The following is a 17399-nucleotide window of genomic DNA, read 5'->3' on the forward strand; positions in this document are numbered from 1 at the left end:
TCGACTTGGTTATCAACCGCTGACCTCACGCAAAATTCTCTCGAGCTCAGGACGGGTCCACCTCTCCCAAGGGAATACCTCCCGGTCATCGCCGCTGTGCCAATACTCGCCCGCATCAAATGCCTGATAGATCGAAAATGCCGGCTCGGGCATCTCTGCGTACAAGGACAGATCGACGATATCGCTGATGACAATATTCATCACCTCATCACAGTAGTGAAAATCGCGGCCGCCGGTGATAAACAGTCTTGCCACTGAGATCGCCAACTGATTGAGAAGATCGCGGCTGTCGATCTGCAGGTGGTCACACATGACACTTAATTCCGTGTTTGGGGCTTTCTCAATCATCCCCAGTACGTAATCAAGCTCGGCATCACTAAGACGTGTGGCCATGGGATCAAAGTACTCGTGAGTTCGGTTTTGCGATGGATTCAGGACAAGCCTGTTAGGAAACATGTTGGCAGATTTGCTGTTAAGGGGCAGCTATGGTTCAAATGCAGCTTCGGATTGGGTGGTCCCGTTTTCCCCAGGCCTTACACGGTAGAAGTCGACTTGGACTGTCATCAGATAGAGGTGACGAAGCGGGTATCGAGACCCTCGCTTACTGGCGCTAGCGAATTGATCAATACGACCGCATCGTCGCCTTGGTTAAGGTAAATCAAGGTGTCGCCGGTCTCGAACGTCACTTTGAATCCGGCTAGCCAAGTCTCTTGCCCGTTGAGGGAATCAAGAATCCCCTCAACTTCGCAAATTATTTTGTGCTGAAGGTGGCTTGCTGACAGATCTGTAAACAGGCTTTCCATCTTCCAGGAGCAAGTCGCGTCCGGCTCTATATCAAATGAGGTGGGCGCGTCAGTCGGCAATAAATCCGCGCCTACTCGTTCGCCATCACTCAAGAGATACATGGATAAAACTTCTCTCTCGCCAAAACGCCACTCTAGAGAACCAATGTCACCCAAATACTTCTCGTGGTTGAAGTAGTACTGGTAGTACACCAGATCGCTCAGTTGCTTTCCCAAAAGCGAGCGTGCGTTTTGCAGATCCCGCCCAGCTCTTGCCGGAGACGAGGAGTAGCGATCAGGCATCAAGCATCTCGCTTAGCAGTGAATGGACACAGATAGTACACAAACACAAGGTGGCCGCTTTTGGGTATTTGGCGATCCGTGACACGGAGATCGGCCAGAAGCGGCCAGTCAGTATCGATGAAATACGTTAGATGATTCCAGTTTCAAATGAGCAGCGGGCAATACCCAGGTTGATCTACGCTTGAATGAAATCACGCAGAGAACCAGATCATGTCCCTCGCTCCCGGAAGTCTATTGGCCTTGGCTGTGGGTGTCTGCTTTTGCACATCCGTGCTCGGACAAGGGGCAGCAGACAGCGATTCTCCACCGGCGATACTGCCATTGGCATCCGAGAGTGCGCCGAGACTCATTGCCTACCCGCCGCTTGCCGAGCCGCTCGCCCGTGGAGTGGTCATCATCCAGTTTCGAACAGAGCACGCCAGGATCATGCCGGTATTTGGCAAAGTGGCTGCGCAGGTATCACCACGCTTAGGTCACCTTCACGTGACCGTCGATGACTGGAAAGGTACGTGGGCGCACACCAGTGAAGACCCGATTATCCTGGTCGGGCTAACGCCCGGTCCTCACAGAGTTCTCTTGGAAGTGGCCGACCCGACGCACCAGATCATCACCAGTACGACAGTGAGTTTTACAGTACCGGAGAAGAAACTGATGGACGCTCCCCGTACTGACGATGATCACGCGGTAAAGCCATGACTGCCGTGCTATTCACCGAAACAGGCAACGATCGGCGTCTCTGTCAGCGACTACCTGGCTCAATATCTCCAGAAAACCGGGGTCACGAGCACCAACACCGTCAGGATCTCTAACCTGCCTAGCAGCATGCCAACGGTGAGTAGCCATTTGGCCGCATCGGGCAGTGACGAGAAATTACCTGCCGGGCCGATGATTGTGCCCAGGCCTGGGCCGACGTTACACACCGCCGTAGCGGCACCGCTCAGGGCGGTAATCCAATCAAGCCCGATCAGCGCCAGGCCCAAAGCGATGGCGGCAATCGTGATGGTGAAAAAAAACGAGAAGGTCAGCAGCGAACGGACGATTTCCTCGTCGATGGGATGGCCGTTGTATTTTTTCTGAATCACGGCTCGGGGATGGATCAACTGCTTCAAGCTACTGACCAGAAGCGCGGCAGCCACCTGAAAACGGAAGATTTTCAGCCCGCCTGCTGTTGAGCCGGAACAGCCACCGACGAAGGTCAGATAGAAAAACAGCAACACAGCGAAGCTGCCCCACAAGGTGTAGTCGCCAACCGCAACTCCGGTGGTCGTGACCACCGAGGTCACATTGACCGCCACGATACGAAACGCGTCCCACCATCCGTAATCGCTGTGAAAATACAGCCAGGTACCTACTGCCAACGATGTGACGAGCAGGAATCCAATAAACCCGCGTACCTGGTGATCCCTGATCAGCGCACGCCGATTGCCTCGACATGTAGCGACGTACAAGGTGAATGGCAGGCTGCCCAGGATCATGATGACTACCGCCACCCAGTGAATTGCTGGCTGCTCCCAGTGCCCGAGGGAGGAGTCCGACGTCGAGAACCCGCCGGTGGAGATCAACGACATTGCGTGGTTGATCGCTTCGAATGGGGTCATTCCTGCGAGCCAGAGCGCCAAAGTGCCGACACCCGTCAGGCCCAGATAGAGCAAAAGGATGTACTTGGCTGCGACATGAGAACGTGGTGTCACTTTCTCCGACCAGTCCGAGGACTCTGTCTGGAAAAGACGCATGCCGCCGACTCGCAAGAGCGGAAGAATTGCGACAGCCATGCCGATAAAACCGATGCCGCCTAACCAGTGCAGCATGGAACGCCAGATCAACAAGCCGGGAGAGGCGCTATCCAGACCGGTGAGTACCGTCGAACCAGTGGTTGTGATGCCCGACATCGTTTCAAAGAACGCATCGGTGTAGCTGATATCGCTAATGAAAACCATGGGTAACGCTGCGAAGGCGCACACAACAACCCAGCTCGCGGTAGTCAGCAGGTACATGTCCCTGGGCCGAAGATTGCCAGTCTCCGGACGCCCTCGCATGATCAACAGCAGACCACAGATGAAGGTAATCAGACTCGACCAGAGAAAGGCCGACAGTTCGTCGCTATGCTCATAGACCACCAGCGTCATCATGGGTATAGCCATGCTTACCGCCAGGGTGATCAAAAAAATACCCAAAATGAAGCCGATAAGCCGAATTGCTGCGAGGGACATCACGATACCGTTCCAAATTAGCGCCGCGCAGTATCGGATGCCCTCAATAAAGACTGCGTAAATTCTCCGTAAAATTTTTACCTGCAATCAGTCAGATTGCGGGAGTCAAAGCGTGGCTATGAGTCAATTACAGGCCTTCGCAACAGGCCAGAATCGGCAGAAGCCGCCAGTGCCAGCCCTCTTCGCATCAAACGAGTCCCGGCCTGACGCTGAATGCTGCGCGTAAAATCTGGCTGCAGCATGCAGCGCCGTGCAAACGGAATTTGATCTGCGCTGATCGCTCATCAGGAGGAAACGAGTCTCTCGTAATCAGAGAAGGGCTTGAGCGCGCAGTACTGCACGTGCAGCAGATTCCCTTTGACGTAAGGCAGCGCCTCGATGTAATCACGCGCCTCTTCGAAGGTGGCGGATTCCAGTTCAAACGCGGCACCGGGACCATCGGCCAGCCCATGAACTGCGCGCACGATACCGCCAGCGAAGCCTTGCCAAACGTGCACTACCTCCGGTTTCGCCAGCCGCTTGAAGTCTTCTGCCGCTCCATCAGCACGGCGAGTCAGAATCACGAAGGTTTTCATGACACCTCCTCCGTTTTCAGCTGCTTGCGCTGGGTTGTTTCACCATACGCGACGTGCGCCATTATGCCGCTCTGGCCCACGGCCACATGCGGTTTAAGCTCATTGCGGGGAGTGTAGTCCCCACCGTTTTGGGGCCGGAAAGGTATTGGCGCATCTGTGAACAAATCCTCGAGCCGGGTGCGCCAAGCCTCTTTGGCTGCGACGGCATCTGCGGCGGTCAAGTTGCCAGTGCCGTATATGGCGAACGTCGGCAGCACATCGAACCCAGGAAAGTAGAGCGAGCCGTGCGTGATCGGAAACAGCAATTGCTCGAGTGGTCCGTTGATGCCGCGCGGCGAGTAGTCTTCTGCGGGGCCGCCGACAGCGACTGACAACATGGCCCGCTTGCCCTTGAAGGCGCCGTCACCATAGCGGTAGGCGTTGCCAGCGTCCTTGTAGCCGTGGGCGAGTCCGGCTGCCCAGACGCGATCTATCCATCCCTTCATGATGGCCGGCATGCCGTACCACCAAAGCGGAAACTGGAAGATGACAACGTCTGCCGCTAGAACCTTGTCTTGCTCCGCCGCCACGTCAGGACTTTGGCGGCGATGACGATAGGCGTGGGCGGACTCTGCTCCGAACGACAGTCGCTGAGGGTTGGCCCGCTGAGGAAAGTCGTTCTCGTCAAATATCGCTTTCCAGCCCATGGCGTATAGATCGGATTGCAGGACCTCGTGTCCTTGCGCAGTCAAGCATTCAACAGACACATCCACCAGTTGCCGCGTTAGCGACGAAGGCTCGGGATGGGCATAGATGATCAGTACTTTTTTCGACATGAAGGACGGCTCCGCTGTGATTTCGAAGGAGTGTCGCGGGGCTCGGGCCATCTGTGAAATCGCAAAATTTTGCTGCTAACATAAGATCGATGGATACCAGACGCCTTGATCTAAATCTGCTTGTGACGTTGGAGGCCCTTCTCATTGAGCAGAACGTGACCCGGGCTGCCGCCCGTCTGCATTTGAGCCAGCCAGCAGTCAGCGCTCAGTTGAGCCGTCTGCGCGACGTCTTCAACGACCCTCTTCTGATCCCCGCGCAGCGTGGAATGACGCCCACCGTCAAAGCCTTGGAGCTGCTCGTGCCGCTTCGCCAGGCACTTGACCAGGTAAGGGCGACCGTCACTACTCATCTGAATTTCGAGCCCGCGACGGCGAGCCTGACGGTATCAATCGCCTGCACGGATTACGTGCAGGCGGTTTTGATCAAACATCTCGTTGTCGCCATGCGACGCGAAGCGCCGGGTGTTCGCATCGCACTGCGCATCCTGGACGTACCACAGCTGGAGCTGCAGATGACCCGCGGCGAGGTGGATCTGGCCGTGATAAACATGAACGGGGTTCCGCCCGCACTGCACTCGCAACACCTCTATGATGAGAGTTACGTGCTGATCGGGCGTCGTGGGCATCCAAGCCTGCGCGCGGACCTGACCGTGGATGAGTTCGCGCAGCTGGAACATGTCGTGGTGTCACTGCGCGGCGGAGGCTTCTCTACCTCGGTGGATCACGCCTTGGTAGCGCGCGGGCTGCGGCGTAACGTCGTTCATTCAGCGTCGTCATTCCTTCCAGTACCGGAGTTGGTCGCGCAGTCGGATTGTGTGGCCCTGGTTCCAAGTCGTCTTGTAGAAGGTCGCAGCGAGCAACTGCTGTGCGTAGCCCCTCCCTTGCCGGTGGAAGGTTTTGCGATTGGCTTGTTCTGGCATGAGCGGTCGGATGGGCACGCCGGCTTCAAATGGGTACGTGAGTTCATCACTCGCGTGGCCGATTCTCGTGCATCCGATTATGGCAATCCAAGAACTCTGACAACCTTAAAACCCGTCCAGACAAGCTAGCGTGTCGAGTACTCGATAGGTCAAAGGCTCGCTGGTTGGCTCGCTCTTGCAAGCTGGTTGAGGCAATAAATCTACATCCATCTACGTATGGCCGATTATGGTTTTATCGGCATACCTGAATGACTGTTTTTGGCCGGAAGCAGGCGGGTATTACCTTGTTTCAGCTTCGTCAGGAGGCCAGCTCTCATAGAAAGAGCCGCCTACAGGGATCGGGTTGCCATCCATATGGTATGCGGCCCATGCCAGTACGTGTGCCATGCGTTCGGCAGCAACTGGCGACAGTCCGCAAGATTCTCTGACTTCGTCTAGCCGTACTCGGCAAACATCGAGGTGGCGTCGAACCCCGGAAAATCCACCAAGATAGAGAAAGAACTCGTCGAGAAGGATACCCACGCCTGGAACACCATAGGTGCCGGCCACACCTGGTGCCTCCTCATATAAGGCCTTCACATCATGGCCTTCCAAGGCCGCGACAGCGGTGAGTACCTCGCAAAAAGTATCTTTCATGCTGTTGCTGACCCAGAGGTCATAGCTGTTGCCGATAATGATGGGCGCGCCCATGAGTCTTACTCTGATGTCGATAATGGAATGCTGAAGAAGAGGCGTATTCAGCCATGTAGCCAATTTTCAATAGGCCGTCTCCGCTCCGATTATTATCTTTTGGGGCTGGAAAAGGCCATGCGTGGACGGCTGCTTTTGGCCGGAAGCTGCCTCCCAGGCAGCGAACCGTGAATGGTCACTCGTCAAACAAGGTCCAGCCATGGCAAATGCCGGCAAAGTCTTTTGCCGTAAAAAATAATGTCAGTTCCTTTGGGTCAAATTCTTTGTAGAGCCAATGCCCAGGAATGGGGCCTCTCGTTATCGCGTATTCCAAGCGGTATTTTTGAACAGGTCCAAAACCGAAGGAGCGTGAATTCAACTCAAACCTGTCACCTCTGTTGAGCGCCCATAGCTTTTCAACAAGGCAGTCATCAAGCACCACCTCTCCCGCTACCTCAACGAGATACTTTGAATGAAGTTTCTGTTGAAGCCTAACGCTTCTGGCCATGCATCAACCTACCTATGAACAGTCCGAGCCTCGGCACAATAATACTTGACCATGATGATGACCGCTTTGGGTTGAAAAAAGTGCGTTGGGCGTCCGCTTTTGGTCCAGGCTGTGTGAAAACGTCAGCGTCGATAGGGACGGGGCGTCTCTACGTGAAGTCCGTAGATATACGGAATCATCTTCACTGCTCTGGAGGTCAGTTCTTACGACGTTGGTTAAAGGATTTCTTGAGTTCATCGGTATCATTACTCTCGCCCCTCTCAAATCAGGTCATGCCATGAACCAAAACCCTATGGAATCCTGCCCCCGCTGTGGATCGGTCCAACACGTCAGACCAAAGGGAATTCTGATAGGAGCAGCAAGCCCAAAAAAACGCTTCAATGGGGAACAAAAAGCAGGCTATCAACGCTTGGATCAGCTAGCAGTTGATGAATGCAAGCCTGCCCTTCTGAAAGCAGCGCCGCTGGAGCAGCTGGTTGATGGGTTTTATTGCGATCATTGCGGGGTGGGTTTTGTAACAAGCGAGATTGTACAAGGTGTCGACCGAACATCGCTCTAGAGACGATGACGGGGGTTGTTTAGATCGAAACGGCTTTTCATGACAGGCAGAAGTCGAGCACACCGGGTGAAAACGCCAGTGCTTGTCTAATCTTTTGATCGTCTAGATCGTATCGAGGACGATCATGAAGCGATTCATTGAAGGCGAGGCCCGGACGCAAGTGACTCTGCTGCCGGAGTGCCTGGACGATTACGTAACCGAAGAAAATCCAGTCCGAGTGGTCGACGTTTTCGTCGATGAACTCGACCTGGGCGCACTTGGGTTTGAGGGCGTCGATCCTGCTGCAACGGGTCGTCCGGCCTATCATCCAGCGGTCTTGCTAAAGATCTATATCTACGGCTATCTCAATCGGATTCAGTCCAGTCGCCGGCTTGAGCGTGAGGCCGAGCGCAACGTCGAGTTGATGTGGCTAACGGGGCGTTTGGCCCCGGACTTCAAAACCATTGCCGACTTTCGCAAAGACAACGGCAAAGCCATTCGCAGCGTATGCCGCCAGTTCGTAGTTCTTTGTCGCAACCTCAATCTCTTCTCCCAATCGATCATCGCCATCGACGGCAGCAAATTCAAAGCCGTCAATAATCGCGACCGCAACTTCACTCAGGGCAAGGTGAAGGCACGCATGCAGCAGATCGAGCAGAGCATTGATCGATATCTGGCGGCGATGGATTCGGCGGATCGGGCAACGCCCGAAGTGGCCGAGGCCAAAGCAGAGCGGCTTAAAGAAAAGATAGAAACACTGAAAAAGCAGATGCAGACACTCAAGGACATCGAGGCGCAGCTCCACGAAAGTCCAGACCAGCAGATCTCCCTCACAGACCCAGATGCACGCTCAATGGCTACGAGCGGCCGAGGCACCGGAACGGTTGGCTGCAACGTACAAACAGCTGTCGACGACAAACACCATCTGATCGTTGCCCATGAGGTGCCAACGTTGGTAATGATCGTGGGCAACTGAGCAATATGGCGAAACAAGCGCGTGAAGAAATCGAGGCTGAATCGCTAACGGTGGTGGCCGACCGAGGCTATTACAAAGGTCTGGAAATCCCTGCTTGCGAGCAAGCCGGCATCACTACCTTCGTACCGAAACACCCCACATCTGGCAGCAAAGCCGAAGGCCGATTTGGTAAGCAGGACTTCATCTATCTTGCGGCGTCGGACGAGTATCGATGCCCTGCGGGACAGTTACTAACCAGGCGGCATTCGTCGATGGAAGACGGCATGTTATTGCATTGTTACTACTTTTCGGGCTGCCAGTCCTGCTCAATGCAAAAGCAATGTACGACGGGTAAGGAGCGCCGTGTGAAGCGCTGGGAACATGAGGCTGTAGTCGACGCGATGCAGGTTCGGCTAGAACATGCCCCGGGGAAGATGAAGGTTCGCCGCCAGACTGTTGAACATCCTTTCGGAACGCTCAAGTACTGCATGGGAAGTACCCACTTCCTGACCAAAACCCTGCCGAGGGTGAGCACTGAGATGAGCCTTCATGTGCTCGCCTACAACCTCAAACGAATGATGAGCATCTTCGGCATCGCAGGACTGCTTGAGGCGATCAGGGCGTGAACCAAGCCGCTTGGCCGTTCGTGAGCGCCTGTTTGGGTCGCTGACGCGGCCCAAACGGCAATACGAACGCCTATGCAACTGATCAAGGAAATTCGCGCTTCCGTCCGCTGATTCCACTGGCACCATCGCGACTTTCAGTTTGCGACGTATTTTGTGCGTTTTCACACAGCCTGGGCCGATAGCTGCCATCCGCCACCGGCAGCTATCAGCTGAGACGCCCGTACATCGGCCCAAGCAAGCCAAGCCACTCACAACACCTGTCCGCAGGTTTGTCCTGCCTGAACTCCCAAACCCGCACAAAAAAACCACCGATGCGTTGTCAGTTGATCCTTTTCAGCCTATCTTCAATAAAACCTATACAGCCAACCTGTATGCGTACAACCTTTTCGCCAGACATTGGTCCCGACTCAGCACCGCCACGAGTAACCCGAATGAGCCCACTATTAGCCAGCCATTACCGTGAAATCCTCGTTGGCGTCGGTGAGAACCCGGAACGCGAGGGTTTGCTGGATACGCCCCAGCGCGCCGCCAAGGCGATGCAATACCTGTGCAACGGTTACGCGATGAGCCTGGAAGACGTCACCAACGGTGCGCTGTTCGAGTCGCAGAGCGATGAAATGGTGATCGTCAGCGACATCGAGCTTTATTCGCTGTGTGAGCACCATATGCTGCCGTTTATCGGCAAGGCGCATGTGGCGTATATCCCCACTGGCCGGGTGCTGGGGCTGTCCAAGGTGGCACGGGTGGTCGACATGTTCGCGCGGCGTCTGCAGATCCAGGAAAACCTTACTCGGCAGATTGCTCAGGCGATCCAGCAGATCACCGATGCTGCCGGTGTCGCGGTGGTTATTGAAGCCAGGCACATGTGCATGATGATGCGCGGCGTCGAGAAGCAGAATTCGATCATGACCTCCTCGGTCATGCTCGGTGCCTTTCGCGACAGCTCGACGACGCGGCAGGAATTTCTCCAGCTCATCGGCCGGCGCTAGGCCTATACACAGCCTGTTAACTGTACAAGCTCAAGGAGTAGGAAGATGACCCGATTTCTGCTGCTGTTAGGACTGGCGCTCAGCATCGCAAGCTGCGGCAGTGTCGATGTTGCTCGTTATGCGGATCAGCAACCGGCATTGAATCTGGAGCAGTTTTTCAGCCAGCCCGTCAAAGCCTGGGGAATGTTCCAGAAGCGCAACGGCGAAGTGGTCAAGCGTTTCGAGGTCGATATCGCCAGCCGTCGTGAAGGTGAAAACCTTATCCTCGACGAGCGCTTCCGTTACAGCGACGGCACTCGTGAACGTCGGGTCTGGACCCTCACTCCCGGGGGCAATGGTCAGTGGAGCGGTCGTGCGCACGATGTGGTCGGTGTCGCACAGGGCCAGATCGCAGGCAACACCTTCCACTGGCGTTATCGCCTGAACCTGCCAGTTGATGATTCGACCTACGAGATGAGCATGGACGACTGGATGTACCTGGTCGACGAAGACACGTTGATCAACCGCACCCGTATGTCCAAGTGGGGTTTCGAAGTCGGTCAGGTGACGGTGTTCTTCCGTCGTCAGAGCGCCGGGGCGAACCCATGAGCAGTGGATTGACCCTGGCCTCGTTCGGCGACGGTTATCGCGCTCTGGTGATCGGCGCCAGTGGCGCCCTCGGCACGGCGTTTTGCCAACATTTGAACCAGGATCCACGCTGCGCCAGCGTCCGTACGCTGGGACGCGATACCGTGCCGAAGCTCGACCTCGAGCAGCCCGAAACGATCGCCAGCGCCGCCGCCGAACTGGCAGGCCAAGCGCCCTTTCACCTGATCATTCACGCGGCCGGCCTCCTCCATCGCGACCAAGTCAAGCCGGAAAAAAGCTACAGCGCGATCGAAGCCGAGTCGCTGCAGGCCGTGTTCCAGGTCAACACGCTGGGGCCGGCGTTGCTGCTGCGCGACTTTTTGCCATTGCTTGCGCCTCAAGGCGCGATGGCAATGCTGTCGGCGAAAGTCGGCAGCATCGGCGACAACCGTTTGGGCGGCTGGTACGCCTATCGCGCCTCCAAGGCTGCGCTGAACATGCTGATCAAGACCGCCGCCATCGAGCTTTCGCGCACGCGACCGCAGAGTCGCTTGCTCAGCCTGCACCCGGGCACGGTGGTCTCGCCGTTGTCGCAACCTTTTCGCGGAGCCTCGAGCGCCCGCCCGGCAGACATTGCCGCTGCGCAATTACTGAGTCTGATTGACACGCTGACGCCGGCCGATAGCGGCCATTTCTTCGCCTACGATGGAGAACGCCTGCCCTGGTAGGCAAGGAGTGAAGCATGAATCTGCAAACCCTCACCGAACGTGCGGCCAACAGTGAAGTTCGCGAACTGGAGCTGCTGTCACTCGAAGGTGGATTTTATCTGGCGAGAATTCGCGTAGATCAGGGCCAGTTCACCTTGCTCGATGACGCGGCCAAGCCAATGCACCTGCGTTCAATCACCCACCTTCGCGACTTGCTGCAAACCGTGCCGGCGTTTCCCTGCGTACTGGTGCAGCAATGCGTGCACGACGAAATGTGCGGCCGGGATTCAGGGCCGGTTGAAGAGCTGCGCATTCCATTTTCGCTGACCACGCCGTTATGACGCCGAAGCGAGGCGAGCGCTGAATGGCAGGCTGATAAAGCGCGCGTCGCCCACCGGCGACGCATTTATCGAACCCCTGCCCCGTCCACGGGTCTGCTTCACATCGATTCCCTGGAAGTAAACCCATGTCCACTCAACACACACTTGTCCTGCTTGCCCGAGGCGGATACGCCGCGCGCGGCGTTCTGTATCTGATCATCGGTATCTTCGCGCTGCTGGCGGCGCACGACTCCACCAAACCGAAAGACAGCCACAAGAGCCTTGAAGCATTGCTCAGCCAGCCCTTCGGCTACGTGCTGATTGGTGTTGTGGTCGCCGGCCTGCTGGCCTTCGCCGCCTGGCGTGCGCTGCAAGCGATCCGCGATGTCGACCACCACGGCAGCGAGTTCAAAGGCCTGGTCATTCGCGCAGGTCTGCTCGCCGGCGGTCTGGTCAATGCGGCGCTGGCCTTCTTTGCCTTGGGTCTGTTGGTGAGTGGTCTCAGGAGTTCGGGCGGCTCCGGCGATGGCAAGACCAAGGATCTGCTCGCGCAGCTGCTGTCGTTCGAGCATTCGAACCTGTTGATTTACCTGATCGCGCTGATCCCGCTGGGTGTCGGTATCGCCCACATCATCAAAGGCTGGAAGGCCACGTTCGAGAAATACTTCGAAGCGGATGACGAAGTGATGCGTTACGTGCGCCCGGTGTCGCGCTTTGGCTTGATCGCCCGAGGCGTGGTGTTTATCGAGATTGCAGTGTTGATGGCGGTCAGTGGCTCGGTTTACCAGGCAACCAATCCACCCGGCATGAAGGAAGCACTGGATGCTTTGCAGAATCTGCCGGCAGGCGGCGTGCTGTTGATGCTGATGGCGTTGGGGCTGATCGCGTTTTCGGTGTACAGCTTTTCCGAAGCGGCCTGGCGCCGGATCGAAATGGATGTGCCGGTGTAAGCGGCGATTCGAGGGGGCGTGTGCCCCCTCGACTGCTTCCCGTCAAGTAAACAGATCAACGCCCAACTGGAACGCTACCCATAGCGCCAGACCTGTAGCAAACATCAGCGCGATGTTTTCAAACAGGTTGTTGCGGTACTGCTTGTCCAGCAGCGATTTCTGGTTGGACATGATCAGCAAGCCCAGGGAAATCACCGGCAAACCAATGATGTTCAATGCGCTGACACCAATGGTCAGGGTGACGAAATCCGGCATGCCCGGCATCGACCAGATCAGCGGCGTGACCAGAATGAACAGCATGAACCACTTGTGCATCGGGTCGTGATGGAACTCTTTACCGTACTTCTCGCGACGCTCAGGACGAACATGCTGGAAGGCATCGGTGATCAGCATCGGAAACGCCGTGGTCTTGCCTGAAATACTGGCGAACAGCGTCGCGAACACACCGATGAAGAACACGTACCAGCCGATCGGGCCGAAGAAGATTTCCAGCGCCTTGCCCAGATCGCCCAAGGTTTTCACCTCGATGCCGTTGGGCCGTAGGATTTCCGCGCCGACGATCCAGATCGCCAGGTTGATGATGATCCCGACGAACACCGCAAACAGCAGATCGTTACGCTGAATGCGCTTGTGCTGCGGCCCGGTCCAGCCTTTCTGGCGCATGACATAGGGGTGCACGAAGTTGGCGATCGAGCCGGCGACCGCGCCGATCACTGAAACCGCCACCAGCAACGCGCCATGCACGCCTTCGTCCGGCGGAATGCTGAAGCCGATGGTGCCTTTGATGATGCCGCTGACATCCGGACCGGACATCACCGCCAAGGCGATGAACGCCAGGGTCATGATCGCCAGCAGCAGCTTCATCACGCCTTCGATCATCGTGTAGATGTTGCGCCCGACCAGCATCCACACCGCCAGCACCACCGCCACCGAGCACAGCAATGGCTGATCGATCTTGAACAGCATCGCCAGCGACTCCCCTGCCCCCTTGATCATGTAGGCGTTCATCAAGTGCCCCATCAACAGGGCATAAACCAGCATGAACCAGGCAAACACCGGGTTGAGCTGGGCGTAGCCCTGCAGGATGGTCATGCCCTGGTTATTGCACAGCTGGAACCGGGCAATGATGTTGACGATCAGGTATCTAAGCAACAGCGAGACCGCCAGCACCCACATCATCGCGTAGCCGTAATTCGCACCGGCCACTGAAGACGTGATGAGATCGCCCGCACCGAGCCACGACAGCACGGCGATAATGCCGGGGCCGAGCAGTTTCAGCGTTCGCAGGAACAGGTTTTGCGGTTTCGCAGCGGCCTGATGATCGAGTGGAGCCATGCTCGTCATAGGGGTATCTCCGTTATTGTTTTTGTGAGAATTGATGCAGTGGGCACATTAGGTAGGATGTCGTACAACAACGCTAACAGGAGAGTATGTATAAATGTGTCAAACCTCAATCACGACCACCCTCTCCGATCATTTCCGCTGATCAAAATCATCTAGAACAAGCACGTCAAATAAGCGTAGCGATGTTGCAGGCCCAAGAAATAGCCATTGATGGCCCAGCCAATCACTCATAGGATGACTGATCACAACAACAATAAGGCTGGAAATGATGAAAAGAACCCTCTTGATCGCTGCTCTCGCCTCCACGTTGAGCGTGACGACTAACGCCGCTACCTACGCTTATATCTCAAGCCCCGGCGACGGTCTGATCTCGCAATATCGCCTTGATCAGAGCAACGGCGCACTGACCCTCGTTGAGCAGATTCAGGCCGGCGACCAGGTCAATCCCATGGCCCTCACCCCGGACGGCAAAGTGCTGTTCGCAGCCTTGCGGGTCAAGCCTTTCCAGGTGCTGGGCTATCGAATCGACTCCAAAAGCGGGCACCTGACAAAGTTTACCCAAGCGCCCCTGGCAGAGAGCATGGCCTACCTGTCGACCGATCGAAAAGGTCGCTACCTGCTCGCCGCGTCCTACGGCGCCGATGCACTCAGCGTTCAAAAGATCGGCGAGGATCATCAGCCTTCCGCCAACATCCTGCGTTATCCGACCGGCCTGCACGCGCATTCGATTCGCACCGAGCCGAGCAATCGCTTCGCCTACGCCGGCAACCTGGGCACCGACAAGGTGCTGCAATATCGACTGGACGCCAAGACTGGCGAGCTCAGCCCGATCGGCAACGGCTCGGTCAGTGTTCCGGAGAAAACCGGGCCTCGGCACCTGGCGTTCTCGCCCAACGACAAATTCCTTTACGTCGTCGGTGAAATGAGCGGCACCGTGACGGCGTTTTCGATCGACGAGGCCAGCGGCGCGTTGACCCGAATCGCTGAAGCCAATGGCATTCCCGAGCGATTGAAACTGGCCCACGGCGAAGTCCGTGATGCGCGCAACAACGACTTGAAAGACGATCCGACCCCACGCATCTGGGCTGCCGACCTGCGCATGTCGCCGGATGGAAAACTGCTGCTGATGAGTGAGCGCACCAGCAGCAGCGTTTCGGCATTTGCTGTGGATCCGGCAACCGGAGGACTGACGTTTCTCGATAACTACTCAGTGCAGGAACAACAACCACGCAATATCGCCTTCTCCCCAGATGGCCACTGGCTGCTGGTGACGGGCGAGAAAAGCGCCAAGGTCGGTACGTACGCAGTGAGCAAGGATGGCGCGCTGAAGCGTGTCGGTGAAGCGGCCTCCGGCAAAGGCGCATTGTGGATCGAGATACTGCAAACGCCTGACGCATGAATATCTGCGGAGCAGCAACTGCTCCGCCGTCCTGCAACTAATCCCCCACCGCTTCGGTCATTAGGTTTGCCGAGGTTGATACATTTACGCAGACCTCACTTCCAAGAGACTGCCCCCCGTGATCAGCCATCTCGATCGCCGCAACAACCGCTCGCTGGACAGTCTGAATTTCTTCCTCGCCGATGTCCGCGACGGCCTCGGGCCGTACCTCGCCATCTACTTGCTCGCCGTGCACCACTGGGACCCGGCCAGCATCGGCGTGGTCATGACTCTCGCCGGTATCGCCGCGCTGGTCACGCAGACGCCCGCTGGTGCGCTGGTTGACAGCAGCCGGGCGAAACGGGCGCTGGTCATGATCGCCGCGCTGCTGGTCACGGTGAGTTGTCTGCTGCTGCCGTTCATTTCGTCATTCAGTCTGGTGGCGTTGACTCAAGCCTTGAGCGCGGCGGCAGCGTCAATTTTCGCCCCGGCGATTTCCGCGATCACCCTGGGCATCACCGGCCCGCGAGCATTCACCCGGCGTACCGGTCGCAACGAGACGTTCAACCATGCCGGCAACGCGTGCGCGGCGTTATTGGCGGGTTTGTTTGCCTATCTGTTCGGTCCGGTGGCGGTGTTTTATCTGATGGCGGTGATGGCGCTGGCCAGTGTGATTGCCGTTCTGTTCGTCTCGGCCGAGGCGATTGATCATGACGTCGCGCGCGGCTTGCAGCCGGGTGACCAAAGTCATCAGCCATCCGGGTTCAAGGTACTGCTGAGCAATCGCCCGTTACTGATGTTTGCCCTGTGCTGCGCGCTGTTTCACTTGGCCAACGCGGCGATGCTGCCGCTGGTGAGCCAGAAACTCGCCCAAGCCAACTTGCACATGGCCACGCCGCTGACGTCGGCGTGCATCGTCGCCGCCCAACTGGTGATGGTGCCGATGGCGCTGCTGGCCGGTGCGAAAGCCGATGTCTGGGGGCGCAAACCGTTATTGCTGGCGGGTTTTCTGATCCTGCCGCTGCGTGGCTTGCTCTACACCTTCTCGGATGATCCGTACTGGCTGGTCGCCGTGCAGTTGCTCGACGGCGTCGGCGCTGGTTTGTTCGGTGCGCTGTTCCCGGTGATGGTCAAGGATCTCACCCTCGGCTCCGGGCATTTCAATGTCAGCCTCGGCGCGCTGACCACAGCGTTTGGTCTGGGCGCGGCGCTGAGCAATGGGCTGGCCGGATTTGTCGTCGAGGCCGCCGGTTACAGCGCGGCATTCCTGACTCTCGCCGGAGTTGCAGCGGCAGCATTCCTGCTGCTGTTGATCGCTGTTCCGGAAACGCTGCAGCGGACTGAGCAATTCGAGTCCGCTGCAGTTATGGGCCAAACCTGAGCTAATCGCCACCGCAGCCATCGCCGAGCACGTTGTACGTGGCGACATGCCGCTGGCCGTGGCTGTCTTCATAGACGACCTCCACCGGAACAATTCCGCAGGCGGCGCTGGTGTCGGTGATGCTGATGGTCTTGGCGATATCCAGTGGCACGCCGGTCTGCGCAGGTTCGGTGGCGGCGAACACGTTGCCGGCGAGAATGGCCAAGGTCAAAGCAATAAACGTTTTCATGGTGTGATCTCTCTATAAAGGATGAGGAATTCAGGCCTGACGTTCAGTCAGCAATTGGCGCGCGGAATCGGCCATGACCGGCAGCGCTCCGGCGAGCATCAGGACGTCTTTGAGCACCAGGCGTCCGGCGCCGGACAGATAGGGAAAGCCATGTTGACCATCGCCCAGCGCAGCGACCCAGGCTTCAGGCGTGGTAACCAGAAAGCTCAGGGTCACCAGCGGCGTAGCGAACGCCAGCGCGCCACCGAGCAAGCCGGTGCGGCGGGACAGCGGGTTGGACAGGACCAGCAGACCGATGAGGATTTCCACCACGCCAAGCCCGGTGGAAAAGCCGTAGGTGTTGTTCGCGGTCTGCCAGGCGCGCTTGTCGGCGTTCAGCTCGCCCTCATGGGTCAGATGCGCCTTGTAGTCCTTCGGGTGTTCGTAGAAGAACGACATCACCGGGCTGTTGGCGACGAAGGGCGTGATGCTGTCGGCTTCGTACGGGACGAATTTCAGCGCGCCGATCCACAGGAAGACGATGGCGATGGCCACGCGCATCAGCGGGATACCGAGGCGATCGAGTTTGCCGAGCTGTTGTAGTCCGGCGTTGATTGAGGTGAACATGCGACGTCTCCAGATCAATGAAAGTGG

The 17399-nt window shown here is 57.2% G+C and carries 19 protein-coding genes and 1 pseudogene; 10 read left to right on the forward strand and 10 right to left on the reverse strand.

Annotated elements, in window-relative coordinates:
- Positions 1-12 precede the first annotated feature (12 nt).
- Both HU724_RS15085 and HU724_RS15090 read right to left on the reverse strand, forming a co-directional pair.
- On the reverse strand, positions 13-393 hold the full coding sequence (locus HU724_RS15085; RefSeq protein WP_133337675.1) for a hypothetical protein: 381 nt from the start codon (positions 391-393) through the stop codon (positions 13-15).
- A gap of 170 nt (positions 394-563) precedes the next feature.
- A complete protein-coding gene (locus HU724_RS15090) occupies positions 564-1085 on the reverse strand; it encodes a hypothetical protein (protein WP_133337673.1) in 522 nt (173 codons plus the stop codon).
- A gap of 210 nt (positions 1086-1295) precedes the next feature.
- Between HU724_RS15090 and HU724_RS15095 the strand changes: the two genes are divergently transcribed.
- Positions 1296-1781 (forward strand): DUF6130 family protein, encoded by a 486-nt coding sequence (locus HU724_RS15095; RefSeq protein WP_186569604.1) that lies wholly within the window; start codon positions 1296-1298, stop codon positions 1779-1781.
- Positions 1782-1840: 59 nt separating this feature from the next.
- On the opposite strand, the gene HU724_RS15100 is transcribed toward HU724_RS15095, so the two are convergent.
- The 3 genes from HU724_RS15100 to HU724_RS15110 all read right to left on the reverse strand — a co-directional run bounded on the left by HU724_RS15100 (position 1841) and on the right by HU724_RS15110 (position 4685).
- Positions 1841-3295, reverse strand: coding sequence for a TrkH family potassium uptake protein (locus HU724_RS15100; RefSeq protein WP_186569605.1), 1455 nt, complete (start codon positions 3293-3295; stop codon positions 1841-1843).
- A 284-nt stretch (positions 3296-3579) separates the two neighbouring features.
- On the reverse strand, positions 3580-3870 hold the full coding sequence (locus HU724_RS15105; RefSeq protein ID WP_122610606.1) for a hypothetical protein: 291 nt from the start codon (positions 3868-3870) through the stop codon (positions 3580-3582).
- Positions 3867-4685: an NAD(P)H-dependent oxidoreductase gene (locus HU724_RS15110; RefSeq protein ID WP_186569606.1), complete on the reverse strand. Its 819-nt coding sequence runs from the start codon at positions 4683-4685 to the stop codon at positions 3867-3869. The genes HU724_RS15105 and HU724_RS15110 overlap by 4 nt, the downstream gene beginning before the upstream one ends.
- An 89-nt stretch (positions 4686-4774) precedes the next feature.
- Here HU724_RS15110 and HU724_RS15115 point away from each other — a divergent pair, with 89 nt between their 5' ends.
- Positions 4775-5734 (forward strand): LysR family transcriptional regulator, encoded by a 960-nt coding sequence (locus HU724_RS15115; protein ID WP_186569607.1) that lies wholly within the window; start codon positions 4775-4777, stop codon positions 5732-5734.
- Between the two features lie 150 nt (positions 5735-5884).
- On the opposite strand, the gene HU724_RS15120 is transcribed toward HU724_RS15115, so the two are convergent.
- Both HU724_RS15120 and HU724_RS15125 read right to left on the reverse strand, forming a co-directional pair.
- A complete protein-coding gene (locus HU724_RS15120) occupies positions 5885-6295 on the reverse strand; it encodes a hypothetical protein (RefSeq protein ID WP_125916284.1) in 411 nt (136 codons plus the stop codon).
- A 175-nt stretch (positions 6296-6470) separates the two neighbouring features.
- Positions 6471-6782, reverse strand: a complete 312-nt coding sequence (locus HU724_RS15125; protein WP_122880606.1) for a hypothetical protein — start codon at positions 6780-6782, stop codon at positions 6471-6473.
- A 683-nt stretch (positions 6783-7465) separates the two neighbouring features.
- Here HU724_RS15125 and HU724_RS15130 point away from each other — a divergent pair.
- From HU724_RS15130 to HU724_RS15155, 6 genes and pseudogenes are all read left to right on the forward strand, one after another.
- Positions 7466-8901, forward strand: a pseudogene (locus tag HU724_RS15130) (IS1182 family transposase).
- A 431-nt stretch (positions 8902-9332) separates the two neighbouring features.
- On the forward strand, positions 9333-9890 hold the full coding sequence (gene folE / locus HU724_RS15135; protein WP_016774771.1) for a GTP cyclohydrolase I FolE: 558 nt from the start codon (positions 9333-9335) through the stop codon (positions 9888-9890).
- A 45-nt stretch (positions 9891-9935) separates the two neighbouring features.
- Entirely contained in the window at positions 9936-10478 is a 543-nt protein-coding gene (locus HU724_RS15140; protein WP_133337663.1) for a DUF3833 domain-containing protein, read from the forward strand.
- A complete protein-coding gene (locus HU724_RS15145) occupies positions 10475-11185 on the forward strand; it encodes an SDR family oxidoreductase (RefSeq protein ID WP_186569608.1) in 711 nt (236 codons plus the stop codon). Before HU724_RS15140 ends, HU724_RS15145 begins: the two co-directional genes overlap by 4 nt.
- Positions 11186-11199: 14 nt before the next feature.
- Positions 11200-11505 (forward strand): DUF6482 family protein, encoded by a 306-nt coding sequence (locus HU724_RS15150; RefSeq protein WP_016774774.1) that lies wholly within the window; start codon positions 11200-11202, stop codon positions 11503-11505.
- A gap of 125 nt (positions 11506-11630) precedes the next feature.
- Positions 11631-12434, forward strand: coding sequence for a DUF1206 domain-containing protein (locus HU724_RS15155; RefSeq protein ID WP_186569609.1), 804 nt, complete (start codon positions 11631-11633; stop codon positions 12432-12434).
- A 42-nt stretch (positions 12435-12476) separates the two neighbouring features.
- Here the strand turns inward: HU724_RS15155 and HU724_RS15160 are convergent, their stop codons facing one another.
- Positions 12477-13769 (reverse strand): Nramp family divalent metal transporter, encoded by a 1293-nt coding sequence (locus HU724_RS15160; RefSeq protein WP_371699886.1) that lies wholly within the window; start codon positions 13767-13769, stop codon positions 12477-12479.
- Positions 13770-14043: 274 nt separating this feature from the next.
- Here HU724_RS15160 and HU724_RS15165 point away from each other — a divergent pair, with 274 nt between their 5' ends.
- Both HU724_RS15165 and HU724_RS15170 read left to right on the forward strand, forming a co-directional pair.
- Positions 14044-15177 carry a lactonase family protein gene (locus tag HU724_RS15165; protein WP_186569610.1) on the forward strand — a complete coding sequence of 378 codons (1134 nt, stop codon included), beginning with the start codon at positions 14044-14046 and terminating at the stop codon, positions 15175-15177.
- Positions 15178-15295: 118 nt separating this feature from the next.
- Positions 15296-16537, forward strand: coding sequence for an MFS transporter (locus HU724_RS15170; protein ID WP_186569611.1), 1242 nt, complete (start codon positions 15296-15298; stop codon positions 16535-16537).
- Position 16538: 1 nt separating this feature from the next.
- Here the strand turns inward: HU724_RS15170 and HU724_RS15175 are convergent, their stop codons facing one another.
- Both HU724_RS15175 and rclC read right to left on the reverse strand, forming a co-directional pair.
- Positions 16539-16766, reverse strand: a complete 228-nt coding sequence (locus HU724_RS15175; protein ID WP_123442446.1) for a DUF2790 domain-containing protein — start codon at positions 16764-16766, stop codon at positions 16539-16541.
- A gap of 30 nt (positions 16767-16796) precedes the next feature.
- Positions 16797-17372, reverse strand: a complete 576-nt coding sequence (gene rclC, locus HU724_RS15180; RefSeq protein WP_186569612.1) for a reactive chlorine resistance membrane protein RclC — start codon at positions 17370-17372, stop codon at positions 16797-16799.
- Positions 17373-17399: the final 27 nt, after the last annotated feature.

Origin of the sequence: Pseudomonas iranensis, from assembly GCF_014268585.2 — a bacterium.
In the GTDB taxonomy this organism is placed as follows: domain Bacteria; phylum Pseudomonadota; class Gammaproteobacteria; order Pseudomonadales; family Pseudomonadaceae; genus Aquipseudomonas; species Aquipseudomonas iranensis.

What these genes read in the sequence shown, in the direction of transcription:
- HU724_RS15140 (WP_133337663.1), top strand. Translation starts at nt 9,936, where the DNA reads ATGACCCGATTTCTGCTGCTGTTAGGACTGGCGCTCAGCATCGCAAGC.
- HU724_RS15150 (WP_016774774.1), top strand. Translation starts at nt 11,200, where the DNA reads ATGAATCTGCAAACCCTCACCGAACGTGCGGCCAACAGTGAAGTTCGC.
- rclC (WP_186569612.1), bottom strand. Translation starts at nt 17,372, where the DNA reads ATGTTCACCTCAATCAACGCCGGACTACAACAGCTCGGCAAACTCGAT.
- HU724_RS15145 (WP_186569608.1), top strand. Translation starts at nt 10,475, where the DNA reads ATGAGCAGTGGATTGACCCTGGCCTCGTTCGGCGACGGTTATCGCGCT.
- HU724_RS15160 (WP_371699886.1), bottom strand. Translation starts at nt 13,769, where the DNA reads ATGGCTCCACTCGATCATCAGGCCGCTGCGAAACCGCAAAACCTGTTC.
- HU724_RS15125 (WP_122880606.1), bottom strand. Translation starts at nt 6,782, where the DNA reads ATGGCCAGAAGCGTTAGGCTTCAACAGAAACTTCATTCAAAGTATCTC.
- HU724_RS15105 (WP_122610606.1), bottom strand. Translation starts at nt 3,870, where the DNA reads ATGAAAACCTTCGTGATTCTGACTCGCCGTGCTGATGGAGCGGCAGAA.
- HU724_RS15090 (WP_133337673.1), bottom strand. Translation starts at nt 1,085, where the DNA reads ATGCCTGATCGCTACTCCTCGTCTCCGGCAAGAGCTGGGCGGGATCTG.
- HU724_RS15095 (WP_186569604.1), top strand. Translation starts at nt 1,296, where the DNA reads ATGTCCCTCGCTCCCGGAAGTCTATTGGCCTTGGCTGTGGGTGTCTGC.
- folE (WP_016774771.1), top strand. Translation starts at nt 9,333, where the DNA reads ATGAGCCCACTATTAGCCAGCCATTACCGTGAAATCCTCGTTGGCGTC.
- HU724_RS15165 (WP_186569610.1), top strand. Translation starts at nt 14,044, where the DNA reads ATGATGAAAAGAACCCTCTTGATCGCTGCTCTCGCCTCCACGTTGAGC.
- HU724_RS15155 (WP_186569609.1), top strand. Translation starts at nt 11,631, where the DNA reads ATGTCCACTCAACACACACTTGTCCTGCTTGCCCGAGGCGGATACGCC.
- HU724_RS15110 (WP_186569606.1), bottom strand. Translation starts at nt 4,685, where the DNA reads ATGTCGAAAAAAGTACTGATCATCTATGCCCATCCCGAGCCTTCGTCG.
- HU724_RS15085 (WP_133337675.1), bottom strand. Translation starts at nt 393, where the DNA reads ATGGCCACACGTCTTAGTGATGCCGAGCTTGATTACGTACTGGGGATG.
- HU724_RS15175 (WP_123442446.1), bottom strand. Translation starts at nt 16,766, where the DNA reads ATGAAAACGTTTATTGCTTTGACCTTGGCCATTCTCGCCGGCAACGTG.
- HU724_RS15100 (WP_186569605.1), bottom strand. Translation starts at nt 3,295, where the DNA reads ATGTCCCTCGCAGCAATTCGGCTTATCGGCTTCATTTTGGGTATTTTT.
- HU724_RS15120 (WP_125916284.1), bottom strand. Translation starts at nt 6,295, where the DNA reads ATGGGCGCGCCCATCATTATCGGCAACAGCTATGACCTCTGGGTCAGC.
- HU724_RS15115 (WP_186569607.1), top strand. Translation starts at nt 4,775, where the DNA reads ATGGATACCAGACGCCTTGATCTAAATCTGCTTGTGACGTTGGAGGCC.